The organism is Falsiroseomonas oryzae, from assembly GCF_027856955.1.
In the GTDB taxonomy this organism is placed as follows: domain Bacteria; phylum Pseudomonadota; class Alphaproteobacteria; order Acetobacterales; family Acetobacteraceae; genus Falsiroseomonas; species Falsiroseomonas oryzae.
Genome location: NZ_JAPSMD010000011.1, coordinates 27,474 through 45,176 on the forward strand (window position 1 = coordinate 27,474; position 17,703 = coordinate 45,176).

21 protein-coding genes are annotated in these 17,703 nt (G+C 71.2%); 20 read left to right on the forward strand and 1 reads right to left on the reverse strand.

The genetic code is table 11. The features are described from left to right. Nucleotides 1–111 precede the first annotated feature (111 nt). The 10 genes from OZN99_RS03040 to OZN99_RS03085 all read left to right on the forward strand — a co-directional run bounded on the left by OZN99_RS03040 (nucleotide 112) and on the right by OZN99_RS03085 (nucleotide 10,530). On the forward strand, nucleotides 112–981 hold the full coding sequence (locus OZN99_RS03040; protein ID WP_270933690.1) for a substrate-binding domain-containing protein: 870 nt from the start codon (nucleotides 112–114) through the stop codon (nucleotides 979–981). Further along, nucleotides 981–2,411: a sensor histidine kinase gene (locus OZN99_RS03045; protein WP_270933691.1), complete on the forward strand. Its 1,431-nt coding sequence runs from the start codon at nucleotides 981–983 to the stop codon at nucleotides 2,409–2,411. The genes OZN99_RS03040 and OZN99_RS03045 overlap by 1 nt, the downstream gene beginning before the upstream one ends. Continuing rightward, nucleotides 2,374–3,729 (forward strand): sigma-54-dependent transcriptional regulator, encoded by a 1,356-nt coding sequence (locus OZN99_RS03050; protein WP_270933692.1) that lies wholly within the window; start codon nucleotides 2,374–2,376, stop codon nucleotides 3,727–3,729. The genes OZN99_RS03045 and OZN99_RS03050 overlap by 38 nt, the downstream gene beginning before the upstream one ends. Before the next feature lie 180 nt (nucleotides 3,730–3,909). Further along, a complete protein-coding gene (locus tag OZN99_RS03055; protein WP_270933693.1) occupies nucleotides 3,910–5,289 on the forward strand; it encodes a molybdopterin-dependent oxidoreductase in 1,380 nt (459 codons plus the stop codon). An 80-nt stretch (nucleotides 5,290–5,369) separates the two neighbouring features. Further along, entirely contained in the window at nucleotides 5,370–5,756 is a 387-nt protein-coding gene (locus OZN99_RS03060) for a c-type cytochrome (RefSeq protein WP_270933694.1), read from the forward strand. A 381-nt stretch (nucleotides 5,757–6,137) separates the two neighbouring features. Next, nucleotides 6,138–7,694, forward strand: a complete 1,557-nt coding sequence (locus tag OZN99_RS03065; RefSeq protein WP_270933695.1) for an ABC transporter substrate-binding protein — start codon at nucleotides 6,138–6,140, stop codon at nucleotides 7,692–7,694. A 10-nt stretch (nucleotides 7,695–7,704) separates the two neighbouring features. After that, nucleotides 7,705–8,664 (forward strand): ABC transporter permease, encoded by a 960-nt coding sequence (locus OZN99_RS03070; protein ID WP_270933696.1) that lies wholly within the window; start codon nucleotides 7,705–7,707, stop codon nucleotides 8,662–8,664. Continuing rightward, complete coding sequence (locus OZN99_RS03075; RefSeq protein WP_270933697.1) at nucleotides 8,661–9,437, forward strand: ABC transporter permease; 777 nt, start codon at nucleotides 8,661–8,663, stop codon at nucleotides 9,435–9,437. Before OZN99_RS03070 ends, OZN99_RS03075 begins: the two co-directional genes overlap by 4 nt. A 74-nt stretch (nucleotides 9,438–9,511) precedes the next feature. Then, complete coding sequence (locus OZN99_RS03080; protein ID WP_270933698.1) at nucleotides 9,512–10,162, forward strand: hypothetical protein; 651 nt, start codon at nucleotides 9,512–9,514, stop codon at nucleotides 10,160–10,162. Nucleotides 10,163–10,182: 20 nt separating this feature from the next. Next, nucleotides 10,183–10,530, forward strand: coding sequence for a hypothetical protein (locus OZN99_RS03085; protein ID WP_270933699.1), 348 nt, complete (start codon nucleotides 10,183–10,185; stop codon nucleotides 10,528–10,530). A gap of 11 nt (nucleotides 10,531–10,541) precedes the next feature. Here the strand turns inward: OZN99_RS03085 and OZN99_RS03090 are convergent, their stop codons facing one another. Continuing rightward, nucleotides 10,542–11,537, reverse strand: a complete 996-nt coding sequence (locus OZN99_RS03090) for a CobW family GTP-binding protein (protein WP_270933700.1) — start codon at nucleotides 11,535–11,537, stop codon at nucleotides 10,542–10,544. A 61-nt stretch (nucleotides 11,538–11,598) separates the two neighbouring features. On the opposite strand from OZN99_RS03090, the gene OZN99_RS03095 reads away from it, so the two are divergent. The 10 genes from OZN99_RS03095 to OZN99_RS03140 form a co-directional block, all read left to right on the forward strand. After that, a complete protein-coding gene (locus OZN99_RS03095) occupies nucleotides 11,599–12,423 on the forward strand; it encodes an ATP-binding protein (protein ID WP_270933701.1) in 825 nt (274 codons plus the stop codon). Beyond that, the gene (locus tag OZN99_RS03100) at nucleotides 12,401–12,847 is read left to right on the forward strand and encodes a MerR family DNA-binding transcriptional regulator (RefSeq protein ID WP_270933702.1); all 447 of its coding nucleotides are present in this window, start codon (nucleotides 12,401–12,403) and stop codon (nucleotides 12,845–12,847) included. Before OZN99_RS03095 ends, OZN99_RS03100 begins: the two co-directional genes overlap by 23 nt. A gap of 65 nt (nucleotides 12,848–12,912) precedes the next feature. Continuing rightward, entirely contained in the window at nucleotides 12,913–14,148 is a 1,236-nt protein-coding gene (locus OZN99_RS03105) for an NADH-quinone oxidoreductase subunit B family protein (protein WP_270933703.1), read from the forward strand. A 9-nt stretch (nucleotides 14,149–14,157) separates the two neighbouring features. Next, complete coding sequence (locus tag OZN99_RS03110; protein ID WP_270933704.1) at nucleotides 14,158–14,436, forward strand: hypothetical protein; 279 nt, start codon at nucleotides 14,158–14,160, stop codon at nucleotides 14,434–14,436. Next, nucleotides 14,436–14,699 (forward strand): hypothetical protein, encoded by a 264-nt coding sequence (locus OZN99_RS03115; RefSeq protein ID WP_270933705.1) that lies wholly within the window; start codon nucleotides 14,436–14,438, stop codon nucleotides 14,697–14,699. The genes OZN99_RS03110 and OZN99_RS03115 overlap by 1 nt, the downstream gene beginning before the upstream one ends. Continuing rightward, on the forward strand, nucleotides 14,696–14,989 hold the full coding sequence (locus tag OZN99_RS03120) for a hypothetical protein (protein ID WP_270933706.1): 294 nt from the start codon (nucleotides 14,696–14,698) through the stop codon (nucleotides 14,987–14,989). Before OZN99_RS03115 ends, OZN99_RS03120 begins: the two co-directional genes overlap by 4 nt. Continuing rightward, complete coding sequence (locus OZN99_RS03125; RefSeq protein WP_270933707.1) at nucleotides 14,986–15,276, forward strand: hypothetical protein; 291 nt, start codon at nucleotides 14,986–14,988, stop codon at nucleotides 15,274–15,276. Before OZN99_RS03120 ends, OZN99_RS03125 begins: the two co-directional genes overlap by 4 nt. Beyond that, entirely contained in the window at nucleotides 15,273–15,545 is a 273-nt protein-coding gene (locus OZN99_RS03130) for a hypothetical protein (RefSeq protein ID WP_270933708.1), read from the forward strand. The genes OZN99_RS03125 and OZN99_RS03130 overlap by 4 nt, the downstream gene beginning before the upstream one ends. Before the next feature lie 10 nt (nucleotides 15,546–15,555). Beyond that, nucleotides 15,556–17,436: a nickel-dependent hydrogenase large subunit gene (locus OZN99_RS03135; protein ID WP_270933709.1), complete on the forward strand. Its 1,881-nt coding sequence runs from the start codon at nucleotides 15,556–15,558 to the stop codon at nucleotides 17,434–17,436. Further along, on the forward strand, nucleotides 17,429–17,703 hold a 275-nt coding region (locus tag OZN99_RS03140; protein ID WP_270933710.1), incomplete at its 3' end, for a hypothetical protein. The genes OZN99_RS03135 and OZN99_RS03140, both read left to right, overlap by 8 nt.

A 17,703-nucleotide genomic window follows, 5' to 3' on the forward strand; every position in this document is an offset into this window, starting at 1 on the left:
CATCCCGGCGCGAAGGACCGCCCACGCCGGCTTCGAATTGACGCACAAGCCAGGATGCAGCGAAGCTGCCTCAGCCCCTGGGCAACACGGGTGGGGAGGTAGACGGAGACGATGCGCCGCACCGCGCTGCCGGCACGACGCCGCCTGTGTCGCCGCACCCTGCTGGCCGCCCCGGTGGCGCTCGCCGCTCCACAGGCGCTGGCGGCGCGCAGCGTCACGCTGGGCCTGACGCCGGTCTTCCTCGATTCCGACATCGTCCTGGTGCGTCAGATTGAGGGGCACATTTCGGCCCGCCTCGGCAGGCCGGTGCAGGTCGTCAAGCGCCGGACCTACCGCGAGGTCACCTCCCTGCTGGTCGCAGGGCAGCTCGATGCCGCCTGGATCTGCGGCTATCCCTTCGTCCAGCACCGCGATGCGCTCGAGATCCTGGCCGTGCCGCTCTATCGCGGCGAGCCGCTCTACCGCGCCTACCTCATCGCGCGGCAGGACCGCGGCGCCGCCACGCTGGCGGAGTTGCGCGGCGACCTCCACGCCTTCTCGGACCCGGACAGCAATTCGGGCTTTCTGGTGACCAGCGCGATGCTGGCCGAGCTCGGCACGGCGCCGGGCGCCTTCTTCACGCGTAGCTTCTTCACCTATGGCCATCGCAACGTGATCCGCGCGGTCGCCGCCGGGCTCGCCCAGTCGGGTTCGGTGGACGGCTATGTCTGGGACGTCATGGCCGACCTGGAGCCGGCGCTGGTGGGCGCCACGCGCGTCGTGCAGGCCTCCGCCCCGATGGGGTTCCCGCCCTTCGCGACCTCCCGCCAGTCCGATCCAGGCTTGGCGCGCGCCATTCGCGACGCGCTGCTCACCATGCCGGAGACGGCCGACGGGCGCGACATCCTGGCGACGCTCAGGCTCGACGGATTCGTGACCGGATCGCCTGGCCTTTTCGACGGCATCGCCGCGCTCAGCCGGCGCGCGCGGGCGGCGGGGTGATGCGCGCGCTGGCACCGCGTCGCTGGCCGCTGGCGCTGCGTGTGCCGCTGCTGATCACGCTGCTGATGATCGGTATAGCCGGCGCCATCTCGAAGCTCGTCCTGGTCCGGCTCGAGGCAACGCAGGCCACGCATTTCGAGGAACTCAGCGGCGCCTATCTCGACGGGCTATCCACGGCGCTGCTGCCCGCGATGATCCGCCGCGACCCGTGGGAGGCGTTCGACGCGCTCGACCGCTCTCGCGCGCGCTATCGCGGCGTCGGTGCGCTGCGTGTGCTCGTCGTGCTGCCGGACGGCACGGTGCTGGCCGCCTCCGATCCGGTCCGCCATCCGCTCGGCGCGGCGGCGCCCAGCGAGGCGGGCCCGGCGCCGCTCCACCTCGCGCCCGGTGCCGCCACGGCCTGGATCCACCGCGCCGTCAGCGAGGGTGGCATGCCGGTCGGGCGGATCGCCGCGGAGGTGGACGTGACCGCGCTCGCGACCGAGCGGCGGGCCACGCTGCTCGCGCTGGTCGGCGTGAACGCGGCGCTCACGGTGCTCTTCGCGATCCTCGGCTGGCTGCTGGTGCGCCGCATGCTGCGCCCGGTGCTGCGGCTGTCGGAGCGTCTCGGCCGCGCCGCCGAAGGCAGGCTGGACCCGATCCCCGAGGCCGAGCTGCCGGCTGCCGATACCGAGGCCGGCCGCGCCTTCCGGCGCTACAACGCCGCCGCCGCAGCGATCGCCGAGCGCGAGGCGCTGCTGACCCGGCTTGCCGAGGAGGAACGGCGCGCGCTGGTCGGCCGCTACGCCTCGGCGATGGCGCATGAGGTCAACAACCCGCTCGGCGGCCTTTTCAACGCGGTGCGCATGATCCAGCGCCACGGCGACGATCCGGAACGGCGGCAGCGCGCGGCGTCTCTGCTCGAACGCGGGCTTACAGGCATCCACAACATCGTTCGTGCCTCCCTCATCCTGTGGCGCGGCGAGTCGGATGCGCGGCCGGTCTCGGCAGCCGACATCGACGACCTCCGCCTGCTGATCGAGAGCGAGGCGCGGCGCCGCGAACTGGTCCTCGACTGGCAGCAGGGGATCGAGGGCAGCTTTCCTGCCCCGGCCCAGGCGGTGCGGCAGATCGCGCTGAACCTGCTGCTCAACGCCTGCGCCGCCTCGCCGCCGGGCGGCCGCGTGACGGTGCGCGCCGGCGTCGCGGCCGGCACGCTGACTCTTGTGGTCGCCGACGAGGGGCCCGGCCTGCCGGGCCACGCGCGCAGGCTGCTGCTCGACGGGCGCGAAGAGCAGGTGCCGCAGGCCGGCGGCCTTGGCCTCTGGACCGTCGCGCGCCTGGTGCGGGAGCTCGACGCAAGCGTGCACCTTGCCGGTCCGCCCGGCTCCCATGTCACCATCCGGATCCCCGATGCCGAGCGTAGCGCGAACCTCCCTGCCGCAGCCTGACCCGGCGCCGCATGTGGCGCTGATCGAGGACGACCCCGTCATGGGCCAGTCGGTCGCCGATTGGCTGGCGGTGGAGGGATATCGCACGAGCTGGTTTCGCACCGGCGGCGAAGCAGTGCGCGCGCTGTCGCGCGTGGCGCCAGACGCGGTGATCTGCGACATCCGCCTGCCCGACATGAGCGGCGAGGAGGTGCACCGCGCGCTCGCGCTGCCTTGCGGCCAGGCACCGGTCCTGTTCGTGACCGGCCATGGCGACATCGCGCAGGCCGTCCGGCTGATGCAGGCCGGGGCGGCCGACTACATGACCAAGCCCTTCGACATCGAGGCGCTGCTGCGCCGGCTGGAGGCCCTGCTCGCGTCCCGCTGGCAGCGGAGCGACGGATCTTTGCTCGGCGAGGCACCCGCGATCCTTGCGGTGGAGCGCGTGCTGCGCCGCGTGGCGCCGATCGACAGCACTGTGCTGCTCACCGGGCCGAGCGGGTCCGGCAAGGAGGTCGCGGCGCGGCTGCTGCATGGGGAGGGCCCTCGCGCGCGGCTGCCCTTCGTCGCCACGAACTGCGCAGCGCTGCCGGCCGAGCTGCTGGAGAGCCAGATCTTCGGTCATGAGCGCGGCGCCTTCACTGGCGCCGCCGCGCGGCACGAGGGCCTGGCGGAGCAGGCCGGCAGCGGCACGCTGTTCCTGGACGAGGTGGCGGAGCTCCCGGCGCCGCTTCAGGCAAAGCTGCTGCGGCTGCTGCAGGAGCGGGTTTTCCGTCGGCTGGGCGGCGAACGCGACCTGCCCTTCCGCGCGCGGGTCGTCGCCGCTACCAATGCCGACCTCGATGCGCGCGTCGCCGAGGGACGCTTCCGCGAGGATCTGTTCTTCCGCCTCGCCGTGATCCGCGTCGCGCTGCCGGCGCTGCGCGAGCGGCGCGAGGATGTGATGCCGCTGGCGCGCCGCTTCCTCGGCGAGTTCGCGGACGGCTTTGCGCGGCCGCTCCGCGGCTTCACGACGCTCGCGGAGGACGCGCTGATGGCGCACGACTTCCCGGGCAATGTCCGCGAGCTGCGCAACCGCGTCGAGCGCGCGGCCGCCCTCGCGGAGGGGGAGCTGGTCACGGCCGCCGACCTGTTTCCCGAGCGGGCCTCTCCGGGCCGGGCCGACGCGCCGGTGCCAACCCTGGCCGATGCGCGCGACGCGGCGGAGCGGCGCGCCATCGCGGCGGCGCTGGCCGCGACCAGCGGCGACGTGACACGGGCGGCGGAGTGGCTGCAGGTCTCGCGCTCGACCCTGTTCGAGAAGCTGCGCCGGCTTGGCCTACGCGGCGAGGGCGGCTGAGCCGGTCCGGCGGTTCGGACCACAGCGAAGGCCGAGTCCAGAAAGCCGGACTCACCCCGCGCCTCCGGCGAGCGAAATCAACGTCCTGGGATGCCGCACTTGCCGGTGCAGCGTGGCACGGGCGTTGCCTTGCGCCCTCCAGCGAAGCCGATGGCCGGCCGCGAGAGGGAGGAACGAGGCATGTCCGACAGCAAGCGCGAAATCAGGGAGCGCGCGCAAGCCGATGCGCTCGCAACCGAGGTGCTGCGCCATGGCACCAATACGCAGCGCCGGTCCCTGTTCGTCTCGGCCGCCGCCTTCGGCGCAGCCGCCATGACCATCCCCGGGGCGAAGCCGGCCTCGGCCCAGACGGCGCCTGCCGCACCCGCCGCCGCGCCGGCGCGCCGCGCAATCGTCAAGGACGACAGCCGCGTGCTGAACATCGGCGCCACGGTCCGGTCGGGCAACTACTGGAACTTCAAGACCTTCATGACCCCGGTCGAGGAGTTCTACGTCCGCAACCACTACCCGACGCCGACCGTCGAGACCCGTCCTGTGCTCGCGCGCGAGAACTGGAAGCTCCGCATCCACGGCGCCTCGGTCGAGCGGCCGGTCGAGCTGACCTACAATGATCTGCTCGGCATGCGCAGCCGCACCATCATCGCGACCATGGAATGCCATGGCAACGGCCGCACGCTGTTCTGGGAGCAGGACGGGCTGACTGGCCAGCAGGTCGCAGGCGGCAACTGGGTGCTCGGCGCGGTCGGCCAGGCGGAATGGCAATACGTGCCGATGAGCGAGATCTTCGCCCGCGTCGGCATCAAGCCGGGCGCGCGCACGGTGCTGTTCTGGTCGGGTGTGGACGGCAACGACATGGGGCGCCCAATGCCCTACAGCGACGTCGCCGCGATGCAGCACGACATGGGCGTGTGCTTCGCGATGAACGGCAACCCGCTGATCCCCGACCATGGCGCACCGGTGCGCATGGTCGTGCCCGGCTGGGGCGGCACTGCCTCGATCAAGTGGCTGACCGAGATCCGCGTCACCGACAAGCGCGTCTGGTGCCGCCTCAACACGCGTGGGGAAGTGTTCATCGGGCCCACCTATCAGCGCCCCGAGTTCAGCGCGACCGAGGACGAGTTCATCGGCGTCGGGCCGGACGACATTCAGGGCCCGATGGTCACCTGGATGCCGCCGAAATCCTTCATCACCGTCCCGCTCGTGCTGGAGAAGTCGCCCTCCGTGCCGGCCAACTACCCGCTGCAGCGCGGCCAGGTGCCCCGGCTCGTGGCCGGGCGGCAGGAGCTGACCGGCTATGCCTGGGCGCCGCAGCACGGCGTGCGCCAAGTGGAGGTGCGGATCGACGGCGGCAGCTGGCAGCGTGCCGAGATCCGCCAGCCCAACCTCGGCAAGTATACCTGGGTGCGCTTCTCGCTGCCATGGGATGCAACGGCGGGCCAGCACGTCATCGAGACGCGCACGACCGACAATGCAGGCACGGCGCAGCCCGAAAGCGTGCCGCTGAACACGCTCGGCATGGCGAACTGGGCAATTCCGAAGTTCCGGGTTGAGGTCGCCTGAAGAAGGAGCCGGGGGCGGCGCCTCGCGATCTCGCCCCCGGCGCCATCGCCGTCACCGTCACGAGAAGCAGAACCGAAGACATGCGTGTCATGATCCTGGCGATGCCGGCGCTGGCCGTGCTCGCCCTTGCCGCGTCAGCCGCAACCGGTCAGCCGGCCCTGTCGCCCCAGGTGGCAGAAGGGCAGCGCCTCTATGCTGAGAACTGCGCCGCTTGCCACGGTGATGACGGCCGGCGCGGTGCCGGCTTCCAGACGCCGATCTGGGGGGAGCGGACGCAGATCGCGAAGTTCAACAATGCACTCGGGCTTTTCGAGTACAACCAGATGATGATGCCCTTCGACGACCCGACGCGCCTTACCGACGAGCAGAAGTGGGCGATCATTGCGTACATGCTCGTGAACCACGGGGCAATTGCGCCTGACGCGACTCTGGACGCCGGCGCTGCCGCGACAGTTCGCATCCAGTAGGCCGCATCTACACGGTTTTTACGCCGCCGACGGACGCAGCGCCTGGTCAGCGGCGCTTTGCCCTTCGTTATGAGCTGCCGCTCTCCAAGACTACAGGTCACCGGACGGCCGAGTCCGGGCGCACTCCCTCCGCCAGGGCTACGCTCAGAGAATTTCGTTCCCTGCAGTTGGAGTTCACCCGGTTACGGAAGCGGGGCAACTCCAGATGCTGTCGTATGCGAGGCGGGACCCGACTGCGTGACCTCGAGGCACGTCTCGCGCGTTCGACGGGCGGCCTGGGCAAACGCGTCCAACTGATCGCCCGTACCGACGCCACGGCGACTGTGGACAGCAAGGCGGTGCCTCCGTCATCGTAGTCGCAATCCATCCTGGGAGGCGAGGGTGTCCCCTGTCCGACTCGTCGTGGCAATGCTCGTCCTCGTTCTGTCCGCGCCCTTCGCGAGCGCCCAGCTCCGCGGAGGCACCGCGGTGGTCGCCGTGCCCTCGGACCCTGGGCATCTCAACCCCGCCATCACCACCAGCGCGCCGGTCCAGCAGATCGCCGGCTCCATCTTCAACGGCCTCATCAGCCTCGACGAGACGGGCACGCCCAGGCCCGATCTCGCGCAGTCCTGGACCATCGCGCCCGACGGCCTTCGGGTGACCTTCACCCTCGTGCCCGATGCGCGCTGGCATGACGGCCAGCCGGTAACGGCCGAGGATGTGAAGTTCACCTTCGAGAACCTGTTGTTCCGCTTCCATGCGCGCACCCGCGCGGGCCTGGCGCCGGCGGTCGAGAGCATCGACGCGCCGGAAGCGCGCACCGTCGTCTTCCGCCTGCGCCGCCCGCATGCGCCGCTGCTCCGCCAACTCGACGTGCTGGAGGCGCCGATCCTGCCGCGCCACGTCTATGCCGAGGGCGACGCCAACCAGCATCCGGCGAACCTCCGCCCCGTCGGCTCCGGCCCCTTCCGCTTCGAGAGCTACCGCCAGGACGACAGCGTCGTGCTCGTCCGCAACCCGGCGTATTTCAAGGCCGGCCTGCCGCATCTCGACCGGCTTGTGTTCCGCGTCATCCCGGACGCCAACACGCAGATCCAGGCGCTGCTCGCCGGCGAGGTGGACTACCTGGTGCGAGTCGCCGCCTCCGACGTGCGCCGTCTGCAGAACCGCGGGATTACGCTGGTGGACACGCGCGGCGGAGCCGGCGGGTCGAACTGCATCATGACGCTGGCGTTCAACCTGGAACGGCCCACCCTGGCCGATCTGCGCGTGCGCCGCGCCATCGCCGCCGCAATGGACCGCAACCAGATGCTCGACCTCATCCTGTTCGGCCGCGGCCGGGTGGCGGAGGCGCCGATCTCGAGCGGCATCCCCTGGGCGCACCTGCCTGGCGCGCTCGCCGCGCATCCCATCGACCCGGCGCTGGCCAACCGCCTTCTGGACGAGGCGGGGCACCCGCGCGGCGCGAATGGCGAGCGCTTCTCGATCGACATGTTCCTCTATGCCACCTTCACCCGCTATGCTGAGCTGATGCGCCAGCAACTTGCGCAGGTCGGCATCGGGCTGCGCGCGCGCTTCGTGGACGCCGCCGGGCTCGGCGAGGCGGTCTTCGCGCGGCGCTACTTCGACACCACGCTCGTCTCCTACTGCAACGGCCTCGACCCTGCGATCGGCGTGCGGCGGATGTACGACAGCACGAATATCGGTAGCGTGCCCTTCTCCAACGCTGCGGCCTTCCGCAATGCCGAGGTGGACCGGCATTTCGCCGCCGCCGGCGCGACGATGGACGAGGCGGTGCGCGGCGAGCACTACCGCGCGGCGCAGCGCATCCTGGCCGCCGAGCTGCCCTATTGGTGGCTGGTCGAGGCGAACCTCACCACCGCCTGGCGCGACGCCTTCCGGGGCTTCGCGCCCTGGAGCGGGAGCTTCGCCGAGGGCGCGCAGCGGCTGCGCTGACCGGCGCGCGATGCGGCGCCTGCTGATCCGCCGCCTGCTGCTGGCGGTCCCGACGCTGCTGGTCGCCGCCACCATCGCCTTCGTCCTGGCGCATCTCGCGCCCGGCAGCCCGGCCGTGGCGCTCGGCGGCGATTTCGGCGCGCCCGGCCTGGTCGAGGAAATCGCGCGCATCCAGGGCACCGACCGGCCGCTCGCCGTCATCTACGTCGAATGGCTTCTGCGTCTGGCCCGCGGCGACCTCGGCTTCTCCTTCCGCGCGCAGGCGCCGGTCACGGCTCTGATCGGCGACCGGCTCGGCGTGACGCTGGTGCTCACGCTGTCGGCCGCGCTGCTTGCCATGCTGCTCGGGCTGCTGCTCGGCGCTGCCACGGCGGCGCGGAAAGGCGGGCGGGCCGCAGTCGCCACCTTCGCCCTGGTCCAGGCGCTGCCCGTCTATCTCGTCGCGCAGCTTCTCGTGCTGGTCTTCGCCGTCGGGCTTGGCCTCCTGCCGATCCAGGGGCTCGAGAATCCGCGCGCCCCGCCCGAGGGGCTGGCGGGGCTGCTGGCCGACCGGGCGCGCCACCTCGCCCTGCCGATTGCGGCCCTCGGGCTCGGCCAGTTCGGCTTCGTCGCGCTGCTGACGCGCGCCCGGCTGCGCGAGGAACTCGGCCGGCTCTACGTCACCACCGCGCGGGCGCGCGGCGCCGGCGAGGCGACCGTGCGCCTGCGCCACGCCCTGCCCAATGCGCTGCTGCCGCTGCTGGCGCTGTTCGGCAGCCGCGTCGGCGCGCTGGTCGGCGGCGCGCTGGTGGTGGAGACGGCCTTCGCCTTGCCGGGGCTCGGCCGGCTGGCCGTGACGGCGGCGATCGCGCGCGACCAGCCCACCGTGATCGGCGTGGTGCTGGTCGCCGCGCTGGCGATCGTGCTGGCGAACCTTGCGGTGGACCTGCTGCAGCTCTGGCTCGACCCGCGCCAGCGGGAGGCGTCGTGAGCCGCGCGGCGCCCGCCTGCCTGCTCGGGCTCGTGCTCCTGCTGGTCCTGCTGCTGGCCCTGGCGCCGGCGGGCGGCATCCAGGCGCTGCCGATGACGCGCCCCTTCCTGCCGCCGGGCGCGGCGCATCCCTTCGGCACCGACGACCTCGGCCGCGACATGCTGATGGCGGTGGCGCAGGGCGCGCGGACCTCTCTGCTGGTAGGGCTGGTGGCCCTCGCGCTCGCCTCCGGACTCGGCATCCTGGTTGGCGTCGCCGCCGGCCTTGGCCCGGTCGCGCTCGACGAGGCGCTGATGCGGGCGACGGATGTGGTGGCCAGCCTGCCCACGCTGCTGCTCGCCGTGCTCGTCGCGGCCTTCTTCGGCGGCTCGGCACTGCTGGTCGCACTGGTGCTCGGGCTGACGCGTTGGACGGTGATCGCGCGGCTGGTACGGGCCGAGACGCTGACGCTGCGCCGCTTGCCCTTCTTCCGCGCCGCCCTGGCGCTGGGCTGCGGGCCGTGGCGGCTGGCGCGGCGGCACCTGCTACCGCAACTGGGCGCGGTGGTCGCGCCGGCGGCAGGGGTGATCTTCGGCGGCGCCATCCTGGCCGAGGCGACGCTCGCCTTCGTCGGTCTCGGCGATCCGGAGCGGACCAGCTGGGGCCGGCTGATCGCCGCGGGCTATCCCTTCCTCGACGACGCGTGGTGGATGTGGGCCTTCCCGGTCGCGGCGATCTGCCTGACCACCGTGCTGGTGGCGCTGGCTGGCGATGCCGCGGCGCGCGAAGGCTGACCGCGAGCCGCCTTGGGCATTGCCTCCGCCCCGATGGCTGGGGCAGGGTGGCGCCCGCAACCCGGAGTGGGACCTTGCGGATCGTCTTTCGCGCCCTGTGCCTGGCAGCCCTCGCCGCCCTTGCGGCCCCGTCCGGACCAGCCCGCGCGAGCGGCGCCGAGGGCAGCTTCGGCCTGGCCGCGATGGTCCACACCCACAACTGGCCCGCCAATGCCGAGGTGCTGCCCTGGGACGGGCGCTCCGACGGCAGCTTCACCTACCGGGCCATCCCCTGCTCCGGCAACGCGCCGATGAACAACATCGGCACCAACCTGCCGACCTATAACGGGCTGATCCCGGGCAGCCGCTCGCCGGCCTCCACGCGTTCGCACCCCTTCGCCTTCACCGTAGAGCGGGGCGCCATGCGCGGCACCATCGCGCTGACCGTCTGCCAGCTGCGCCCCGGCCCGACCACCGACGGCAGGCCGGACGCCGAGCGCGACCGCATCGACATCGCCTTCGCCGCCACCGCGGACCGGCGGACCGCGGAGGAGACGATCTTCAGCGGCACCTTCCGCATCACCGGCGGTTCCGGCCGCTACGCGCAGCTCACAGGCAGCGGCACGATCCGTGGCTACTTCATGTGCTTCGACCCGCGCGGCTGCGAGGCCGGCAACGAGGGCCGCTTCCGCGACATGCAATACGTGCTGGAAGGCACCTTCCGCGATCCCGCCTTCGCCCCGTGAACCCGAGAGGAACGACGACCATGGCCTCCAGGATGCTCGCCCTCGCCGTCGGCTTGGCGCTGACCGGGACCGCCGGTGCCGCCTCGGCCTGCGGCCAACTCAGCCATGTGGAGCCGGCGAAGCCCGGCCAAATGGTGCTGATCCGCGGCTATGGCTACGGCTTCGAGGGCGGCGAGCGGCCCGTCACCTTGGTCTGGGCGTCCGCGCGCAGCGTCGCGGCAACGGTGACGATCGACGCGCAAGGCAATTTCGAGATCGCTATTCCAGCGCCGCAGGCGCCGGGCGACCATGAGCTCGTGGCCATGGAGGGCGAGGAGGATCCGGCGCCTATGTCGGTCACCGTCACCGTCCTGCCGGTCGGGGCCTAGCCTCCGGGCTCTCAGCCGGGCGCCTCGCAGCGCGCGAGGTCGGCGCGGATCGCCGCCTCGGGCAGGCCGAGGCCGATGAAGACGAGTGCGCCGCAATCGCCCTCGGCCAGTGCGGCGCCGTCCGGTGCGCGGCTGGTGCGCATGACGTCGCGCATGCCCTGAAGCAGCACGGGATGCGGCTCACCAGCGATGCGGATCACGCCCTTGCAGCGCAGCAGCCGTTCGGCATGGCGCAGCGCGAGGAAGGATAGCGCATCCCGCAGCCTGTCTGCGTCGAGCGGCGCCGCAGGGCGGACGACGAAGGACTCCGCCACCGGCTCGGCGCGGCGCGGCGCCGGCACGCGCGCGGCGGCGAAGGCCGGGGATGGCGCGGGTGGCCGATGCGCCGAGGCCGCCGGCCAGGGGCCGAGCAGCAGGCGAGGATCGAGCGACTCCGGCGACACCGCTCGGATCTCGGCGAGCGGGTTGGCGCCGGCGAGTTCATCGCGCAGCGCGGCAAGCGCCGCGGCCGGCATCGTCTCCGTCCTGGTGAGCAGGATTGCATCCGCCGCGCCGATCTGCCGTTCGGCGACGGGAAAGCGCGCCCGCTGATCGGCCAGCCCCGGCGCGTCGCAGACCGTCACAACTCGCGCCACGGCGACCCCACCGCGCAGCGAGGCCGCGCGGGCTAACGTGGCAAGGATCGCGCCCGGATCGGCGAGGCCCGTCGTCTCCAGCACGGCAAGGCGGGCGCGCCCCGGCGCCTCCGCGCGGAAGCGCAGCAGCGCCTCCAGCGCGGCGAGCAGGTCGCCCTGGATGGTGCAGCAGATGCAGCCATTGGTCAGCTCGACCAGCGCGCCGGCGCGGTTGGCGGCGGGCAGCAGCATCCCGTCCACGTCCACCGCGCCGAACTCGTTCACCAGCACGACGACGCCCGTAGCGTCGCGCGCCGCTAGGGCGGCGTTGAGGCAGGTGGTCTTGCCGGCGCCGAGGAAGCCGGTGAGCAGGACGAGCGGTAGCTTCTCCATGCGGCTTGATCTGGCCGGCCCGATGCGGCCAAAGTCAAGGCGATGCGGGGAGGCCAGGACGATGAAGATCGCGACGGTGGGCAAGGGCGGTAGCGGCAAGACCACACTGGCCGGAACGCTGGCCCGCATCTTCGCCGAGCGCGGACAGCGGATCGTCGCCATCGACGGGGACCCCAACCCCAACCTGGCGCTGACGCTCGGCATGACGCCAGATGCCGCCGACCGCATCACCTACATCCCGCCCAGCATCATGACCCTGGTGAAGGACGAGGCCGGCAATTCGAAGCTCGAGCCGACGATGAGCAACGACGCGCTGATGGAGAAGTTCGCCGTCCGCGCGAATGATGGCATCGACCTGATCGTCATGGGCAAGCCGGCGCATGGCACCGCCGGCACCGGCTGCATGTGCTCCTCCCACCGCGCCGTGCGCGGGCTGATCGCGGAGCTGACCGATATCGGCGAGCACACCATCACCGACATGGAGGCCGGGCTCGAGCACCTGAAGCGCGGCACGGCGCGCAATGTGGACATGATGCTGGTCGTGGCGGAGCCCTATTACCGCTCGCTCGAGGCCGCGCTGCGCACCTGCGAGCTGGCGCGCGAGCTGAACATCCCCTTCGTGAAGGTCGTTTCCAACAAGGCGCGCGGCGAGGAGGACCGGGCCGCGATCGCCGATTTCTGCGCCAAGCACGACCTCGAGGTGATCGGCGAGGTGCCCTGGGACGAGGATTTCGCGAAGGCCGAGCAGCAGGGGAAATCACCCTACGACCACGCGCCGACGTCGGTCGGCATTCGCGCCATCCGTGACATCGCCGACAGGATCGCGGCGCTCGCCGTGCCCCCTGCCGTGCCGGGCTCCGGCGATGGCGCAGCCGCGCGGGCCTGAGCCCCGCCGCGGGCTGCTGGTGGGAGAGCTGGCGGCCTCGCTCGGCGTCACGCCGAAGACGCTGCGCCACTACGAGAAGCTCGGCGTGCTGCCGGCGGCCGAACGTGGCGACAACGGCTACAGGCGCTACCCGCTGGATGCGGCGCAGCGCGTGCGGCTCGCGGTGAAGCTGCGCGCGCTCGGCTTCCCGCTGCCGGCGGTGCGCGCGCTGCTGGCCGTGGCGGACGGGCCGGGCATGCGCGCGCGCCTCGCCTCCGAGCTCGACCAGAAGATCCAGGAGACGGCGCTGCAGATCGCCGTGCTGCAGGGACGGCGGGACGAGTTGGAGGCGCGGCTGATGGCGGTGTTCGACGCCCCGCCAGCGGCGAGCGCCGCCGTGGTCTGCGATGCCTTCCTCGGCGGGGGCCAGCGAGGAAGTCCTTGACGTTGCCCTAGGGGCAAAGCGCAGCATCCGCGCGAACCGGGCGGTTCCCGGCGGTTGAGGACGAGATGGCGGACGGCAATGGTCCCCCGGCGGCGCGCTACCTGCCGCGCTTCACGCTCGACGCAGGTCCGATCACCGAGGTGCACGCCTTCTGGCTGGCGGGGATGAGCTGCGACGGCTGCTCCATCGCCGCGACCGGCGCGCAGAACCCGACGGTCGAGCAGCTGATGACCGGGACCATCCCGGGCCTGCCGAAGATCGTGCTGCACCATCCCGTGCTGTCGGTCACCGCCGGCAAGGAGTTCATGAAGGCGCACCACCTGGCCAAGGCCGGCAAGCTCGGCGCGCCCTATGTGGTGCTGCAGGAGGGCTCGGTCGCCGACGAGAGCATCGCCGGCGATTTCGGCGGCTACTGGTCCGCGATGGGCATGGACGAGAAGACGCACCAGCCCATCCCGACCGCCCATTGGCTGCGCGACCTCGCGCCGGGCGCTGCGGCCGTCATCGCGGTCGGCACCTGCGCGACCTGGGGCGGCATCCCCGCCGCGGCGGGGAACCTCACCGGCGCGATGTCGGTGATGGACTACCTGGGCAAGGACTACCTCAGCCAGCTCGGCCTGCCGCCGATCAACATCCCGGGCTGCGCACCGGTCGGCGACAACATCACCGAGACCATCGCATCCATCCTGATGTTCCTCGCTGGCGTCGGCCCGCTGCCGGAATTCGACGAGCTCGGCCGTCCCGCCTGGATGTTCAAGAATACCGTCCACCGCGGCTGCGTGCGCGCCGGCAACTACGAGGAAGGCAAGTTCGCCGAGGAATACGGCGACCAGGAATGCCTGGTGGAACTCGGCTGCTGGGGCCCCGTGGTCCAGTGCAACATGGTCAGCCGCGGCGCGCTTGGCCACAATGGCGGCTGCATGAACACGGGCGGCATCTGCATCGGCTGCACCATGCCCGGTTTCCCCGACGCCTTCGCGCCCTTCTACAAGCGCCCGCCAGGCGCGCTGCTGTCGTCCACCGTCAGCCGCACGACCGGCACCTTCATGTCCTATCTCCGCGACTTCACCAACCACAGCCGCAACATGACGTCGCGCTGGAAGGAGAAGGGCGCGGTGCCGAGTGGCTGGGCCAAGGTGCGCGGAGAGGCTCGGCCGCTTGAGCGCGCGGTCAGCTATTTCTACGACAAGCTCAAGGCGCAGGGCACGCGCTTCGAGCCAGGCTCGGCGCGGCAGAAGGAGTTGCAGGCCTCGGCCAGCGCCTATCTGCGCAACCGGCCGACGCGCCAGGCGGCGGAATAGGAGGCGGCCATGTGGTGGACCCTTGGCTTCGTCGTAGCGGGCCTCGTGGTGGCGGTGGTCGCCGCGCTGCTCATCGGCATCCTGATGCAGGCGCGCCGCATCCAGAAGCTGGCCGGCGCCGCCGTCGGGCTGGTCGGTGAGATCGACGCCAACACCCGCAGCATCTGGGCGCTGACCCAGACCAACCAGGTCGCCGGCCAGATCCTGGAGGGCGCCCAGGCGATCGACCGCAACGCCGGCGAGGTCGCCGCGGCGCTGACCGGCGCTGCAGGGAAGGAGGCCGCGTGATGTGGTTCCTCGCCATCGTCCTTGCGCTGGTGGTGACCGGCGTCGTCGCCTTCCTGCTGCTGCAGGTCATCCGCACCGCGGAGGCGATCGAGGCCGGCTGCGCCGAGATCTGGGCGCACGGCCAGCGCGTGGCGAACAACACCATCCACCTCGCCAACCTGCACCGCACGCAGGAGGCGACGGAGCGCATCGCCGGCCGCGCCGGCCGCATCCTGGGCCATGTGAAGGCGCTCGACGCGCATGTGAACGGAGCGCCGCGATGACCACGCTGCTGACGCTGCTGAGCTGTCTCGCGGCGCTCGCCTTCCTCGGCACCGTTGCCTGGGGGCTGGTCCGCATCGTCGCGCTGCTCGAGGCGATCGGCGGCAAGGGCGACAGCTACCTTGCCAAGCTGCGCCTCGGCCTGCGCGCAATCGAGCGGGAGACCTCGCACCTGCCGCGCACGGCGCCCGCGATCAATGTCGCGCTCGCCGGCACCGCGGCGGGGCTGACAGAAGTGCGCGACGCCCTCGGCCGCGTCGTGCAGGGGCTGACGAAGGGAGGCGCGGCATGAGCGGTCTGGCGCTCACCATCTGGGCCGTGACGCTGGTTGTCGTCGCCGTCGTCATCGTGCCGCTCGCGCTCTCGCTGCTGAAGCGCGCGCTGACGGCGGCGCAGAACATCGAGCGCTACATGGCCGACATGCTGGAGGCCGGAAAGGGCATCGCTGGGAACACCGCGGCCATCCCGGCTCTCGACACGACGCTGGCGACCGCCGCCGCGATGGCGCCCGTTGCGCAGGACATCGCCACGACCGCGGCAGCGGCCGAGGCCTTCGTCACGAAGGGGGCGGCGGCATGATCACCTTTCTTACCGTGGTGTCCCTGGTCCTGGCGCTCGTGATCGTCGCCGTCGTTGCTTACCACCTGATCGGCATCTACGGCGCGCTGAAGCGCGCCGGCGACCACCTGGAGGCGCTGGCCGGCGGGCTGACGGCGATCCGCGACCACTCCGTGCCGCTCAACGGCAGGATAGACGCCATCAATGCGGGACTTGCCGCGCTGCTGCCGCCGCTCGGCGGTACGGCGACAAGCCTCGGCACCATTGCCGCCGCGCTGAAGCGCGGCTGAGAGACAGCCCATGTGCTTCGAGAACCTGCCTATCGAGTTCGATGCCAACGGCATCGCCCGGCTCAAGCCCGGCGTGCGCAACCCCTATGAATACCAGGTGCGCACGCCCGAGCAGCGGCAGGAGGTGCTGAAGGCCATCGCCGCGCGCAACGGACAGTTGGTGGACATCGACTACGACCCGGTGACACGCGTCGCCGGCGCGCTGGCCTTCCATTCCACCGTGGACCTACCGAACCGCCGCATCGTCGACACCAACTCCATGGCGACGCTGTTCCGCGGCTACGAGGTGATCCTGCGCGGCCGCGATCCCCGCGACGCCGCCTTCATCTCGTCGCGCGCCTGCGGCGTCTGCGGCGGCGTGCACTCCACGGCCTCGGCGCTGTCGATCGAGATGGCGCTCGGCATCAAGCCGCCGCCGATGGGCATCGTGGTGCGCAACCTGCTGCTGTCCTGCGAATACCTCTACGACAACCCACTGCATCTTTTCGTACTCTCCGGCCCCGACTATTCCGAGACGCTGGTGAAGCAGACCAACCCGGAGATCTGGGCGAAGGCGGAGACGGCGCCGGCGCGCGGCCGCGCGATCCATGGCTATGCGACCATGGGCGCGCTCATGACCGACCTCAATCCGCTGACCGGGAAGCTCTACCTCGAGGCGCTGCAGATGACCCGCGTGGCGCGCGAGGCCTATGTGCTGCTCGGTGGGAAATACCCCCACCCCGAGACGATCATCCCCGGCGGCGTGACGACGACCATCACGACGACCACCTTCAACGAGTTCTACCTCAAGATCTCGCAGTTCTTCGACTACGCGAAGAAGTGCATCGCGATCTGGGACGACGTGTTCGACTTCTTCCTGGAATGCGATCCGAAGTATGCCGACTGCGGGAAGCTGCCGGCGACGATGATCGACCTCGGCCAGTGGGACCACGAGGACCACTACGACGCGACCTACGCCAACTGCAACGCCTGGGGCGAGAAGCGCTGGTCCACACCGGGAGTGCTGGTGGACGGCAAGCTGGTGACCACCCGGCTCACCGACATCAATGTCGGGCTTGAGGAATTCGTCGAGCATTCCTACTACGAGACCTGGCAGGACTATCCGTTCAAGACCGACCCGTTGGGCAATCCGCTCAGCCCCAACCATCCCTGGAACAAGACGACGATCCCCCGCCCGGGCGCGCAGAACTGGAAGGAACGCTATTCCTGGTCCACCACGCCGACCTGGGACCGCAAGGTGTTCGAGGCCGGCGCCTATGCGCGCGTCTATCTCAGCGCGGTGGCGCAGAAGCTGCCCGCCAGCGAATACGTAGCCTCCACCGGCAACAGCCTGCGGCTCAACCTGGCGAAGGGCGCGGCGCTGCCCGCCGGCGTCGCGGAGTGGAAGGTGCCCTCCGTCTGGAACGCCTTCGAGCGCAACCGCGCGCGCGCCTACGCCGTGGCCTTCAACCTCATGGTCACGATGGAGAACTTCGTCCGCGCGCTCGACCTGCAGAAGCGCGGTGAGACGAAGGTGGCCACGCCGTTCGAGATCCCGACCAGCGGCCACGCCATCGGCGTCGGCTTCTGGGGGGCGGGCCGCGGCTTCCTCTCGCACCATTGCGAGATCAAGGACGGGCTCCTCGCGAACTACCAGATCGTCACGCCGTCCACGGTGAATGCCTGCCCGCGCACGCCCTGGGGCGATCCCGGACCCTATGAGCAGGCCGTGATGAACACGCCGATCATCGAGACGCGGTTCACATCCGCCGACGACTTCCAGGGCATCGACATCCTCCGTGCCCTGCGCAGCTTCGATCCCTGCATGCCCTGCACCACGCACGTGATGGTCGAGGGCTCCGACCGCGTCGTGACGCGCGAGGTGACCACCTGTGCCTGCGGCATTGATTGAGACGGAGGTCGAGACTCCCTGGACCGGCGGGACGCTGATTGGGATCGTCGGCTTCTCGACCCTGCCGCGATCCTTCCCGCTGGGGCCCGCGCTGATGGCCGGGCTGCGCGCCCGGCTGCCGGGCGTGCAGGTCGAGAACATGACCTGGGGCCCGATGCATGTGGTGCAGCGCTTCCAGCAGCCCGACGTGCCGCGGCCCGACCGCGTCGTGCTGGTCGGCGCCGCCGCGATCTGCCGCCGGCCCGGCGCGGTCGCGGCCTGGCGCTG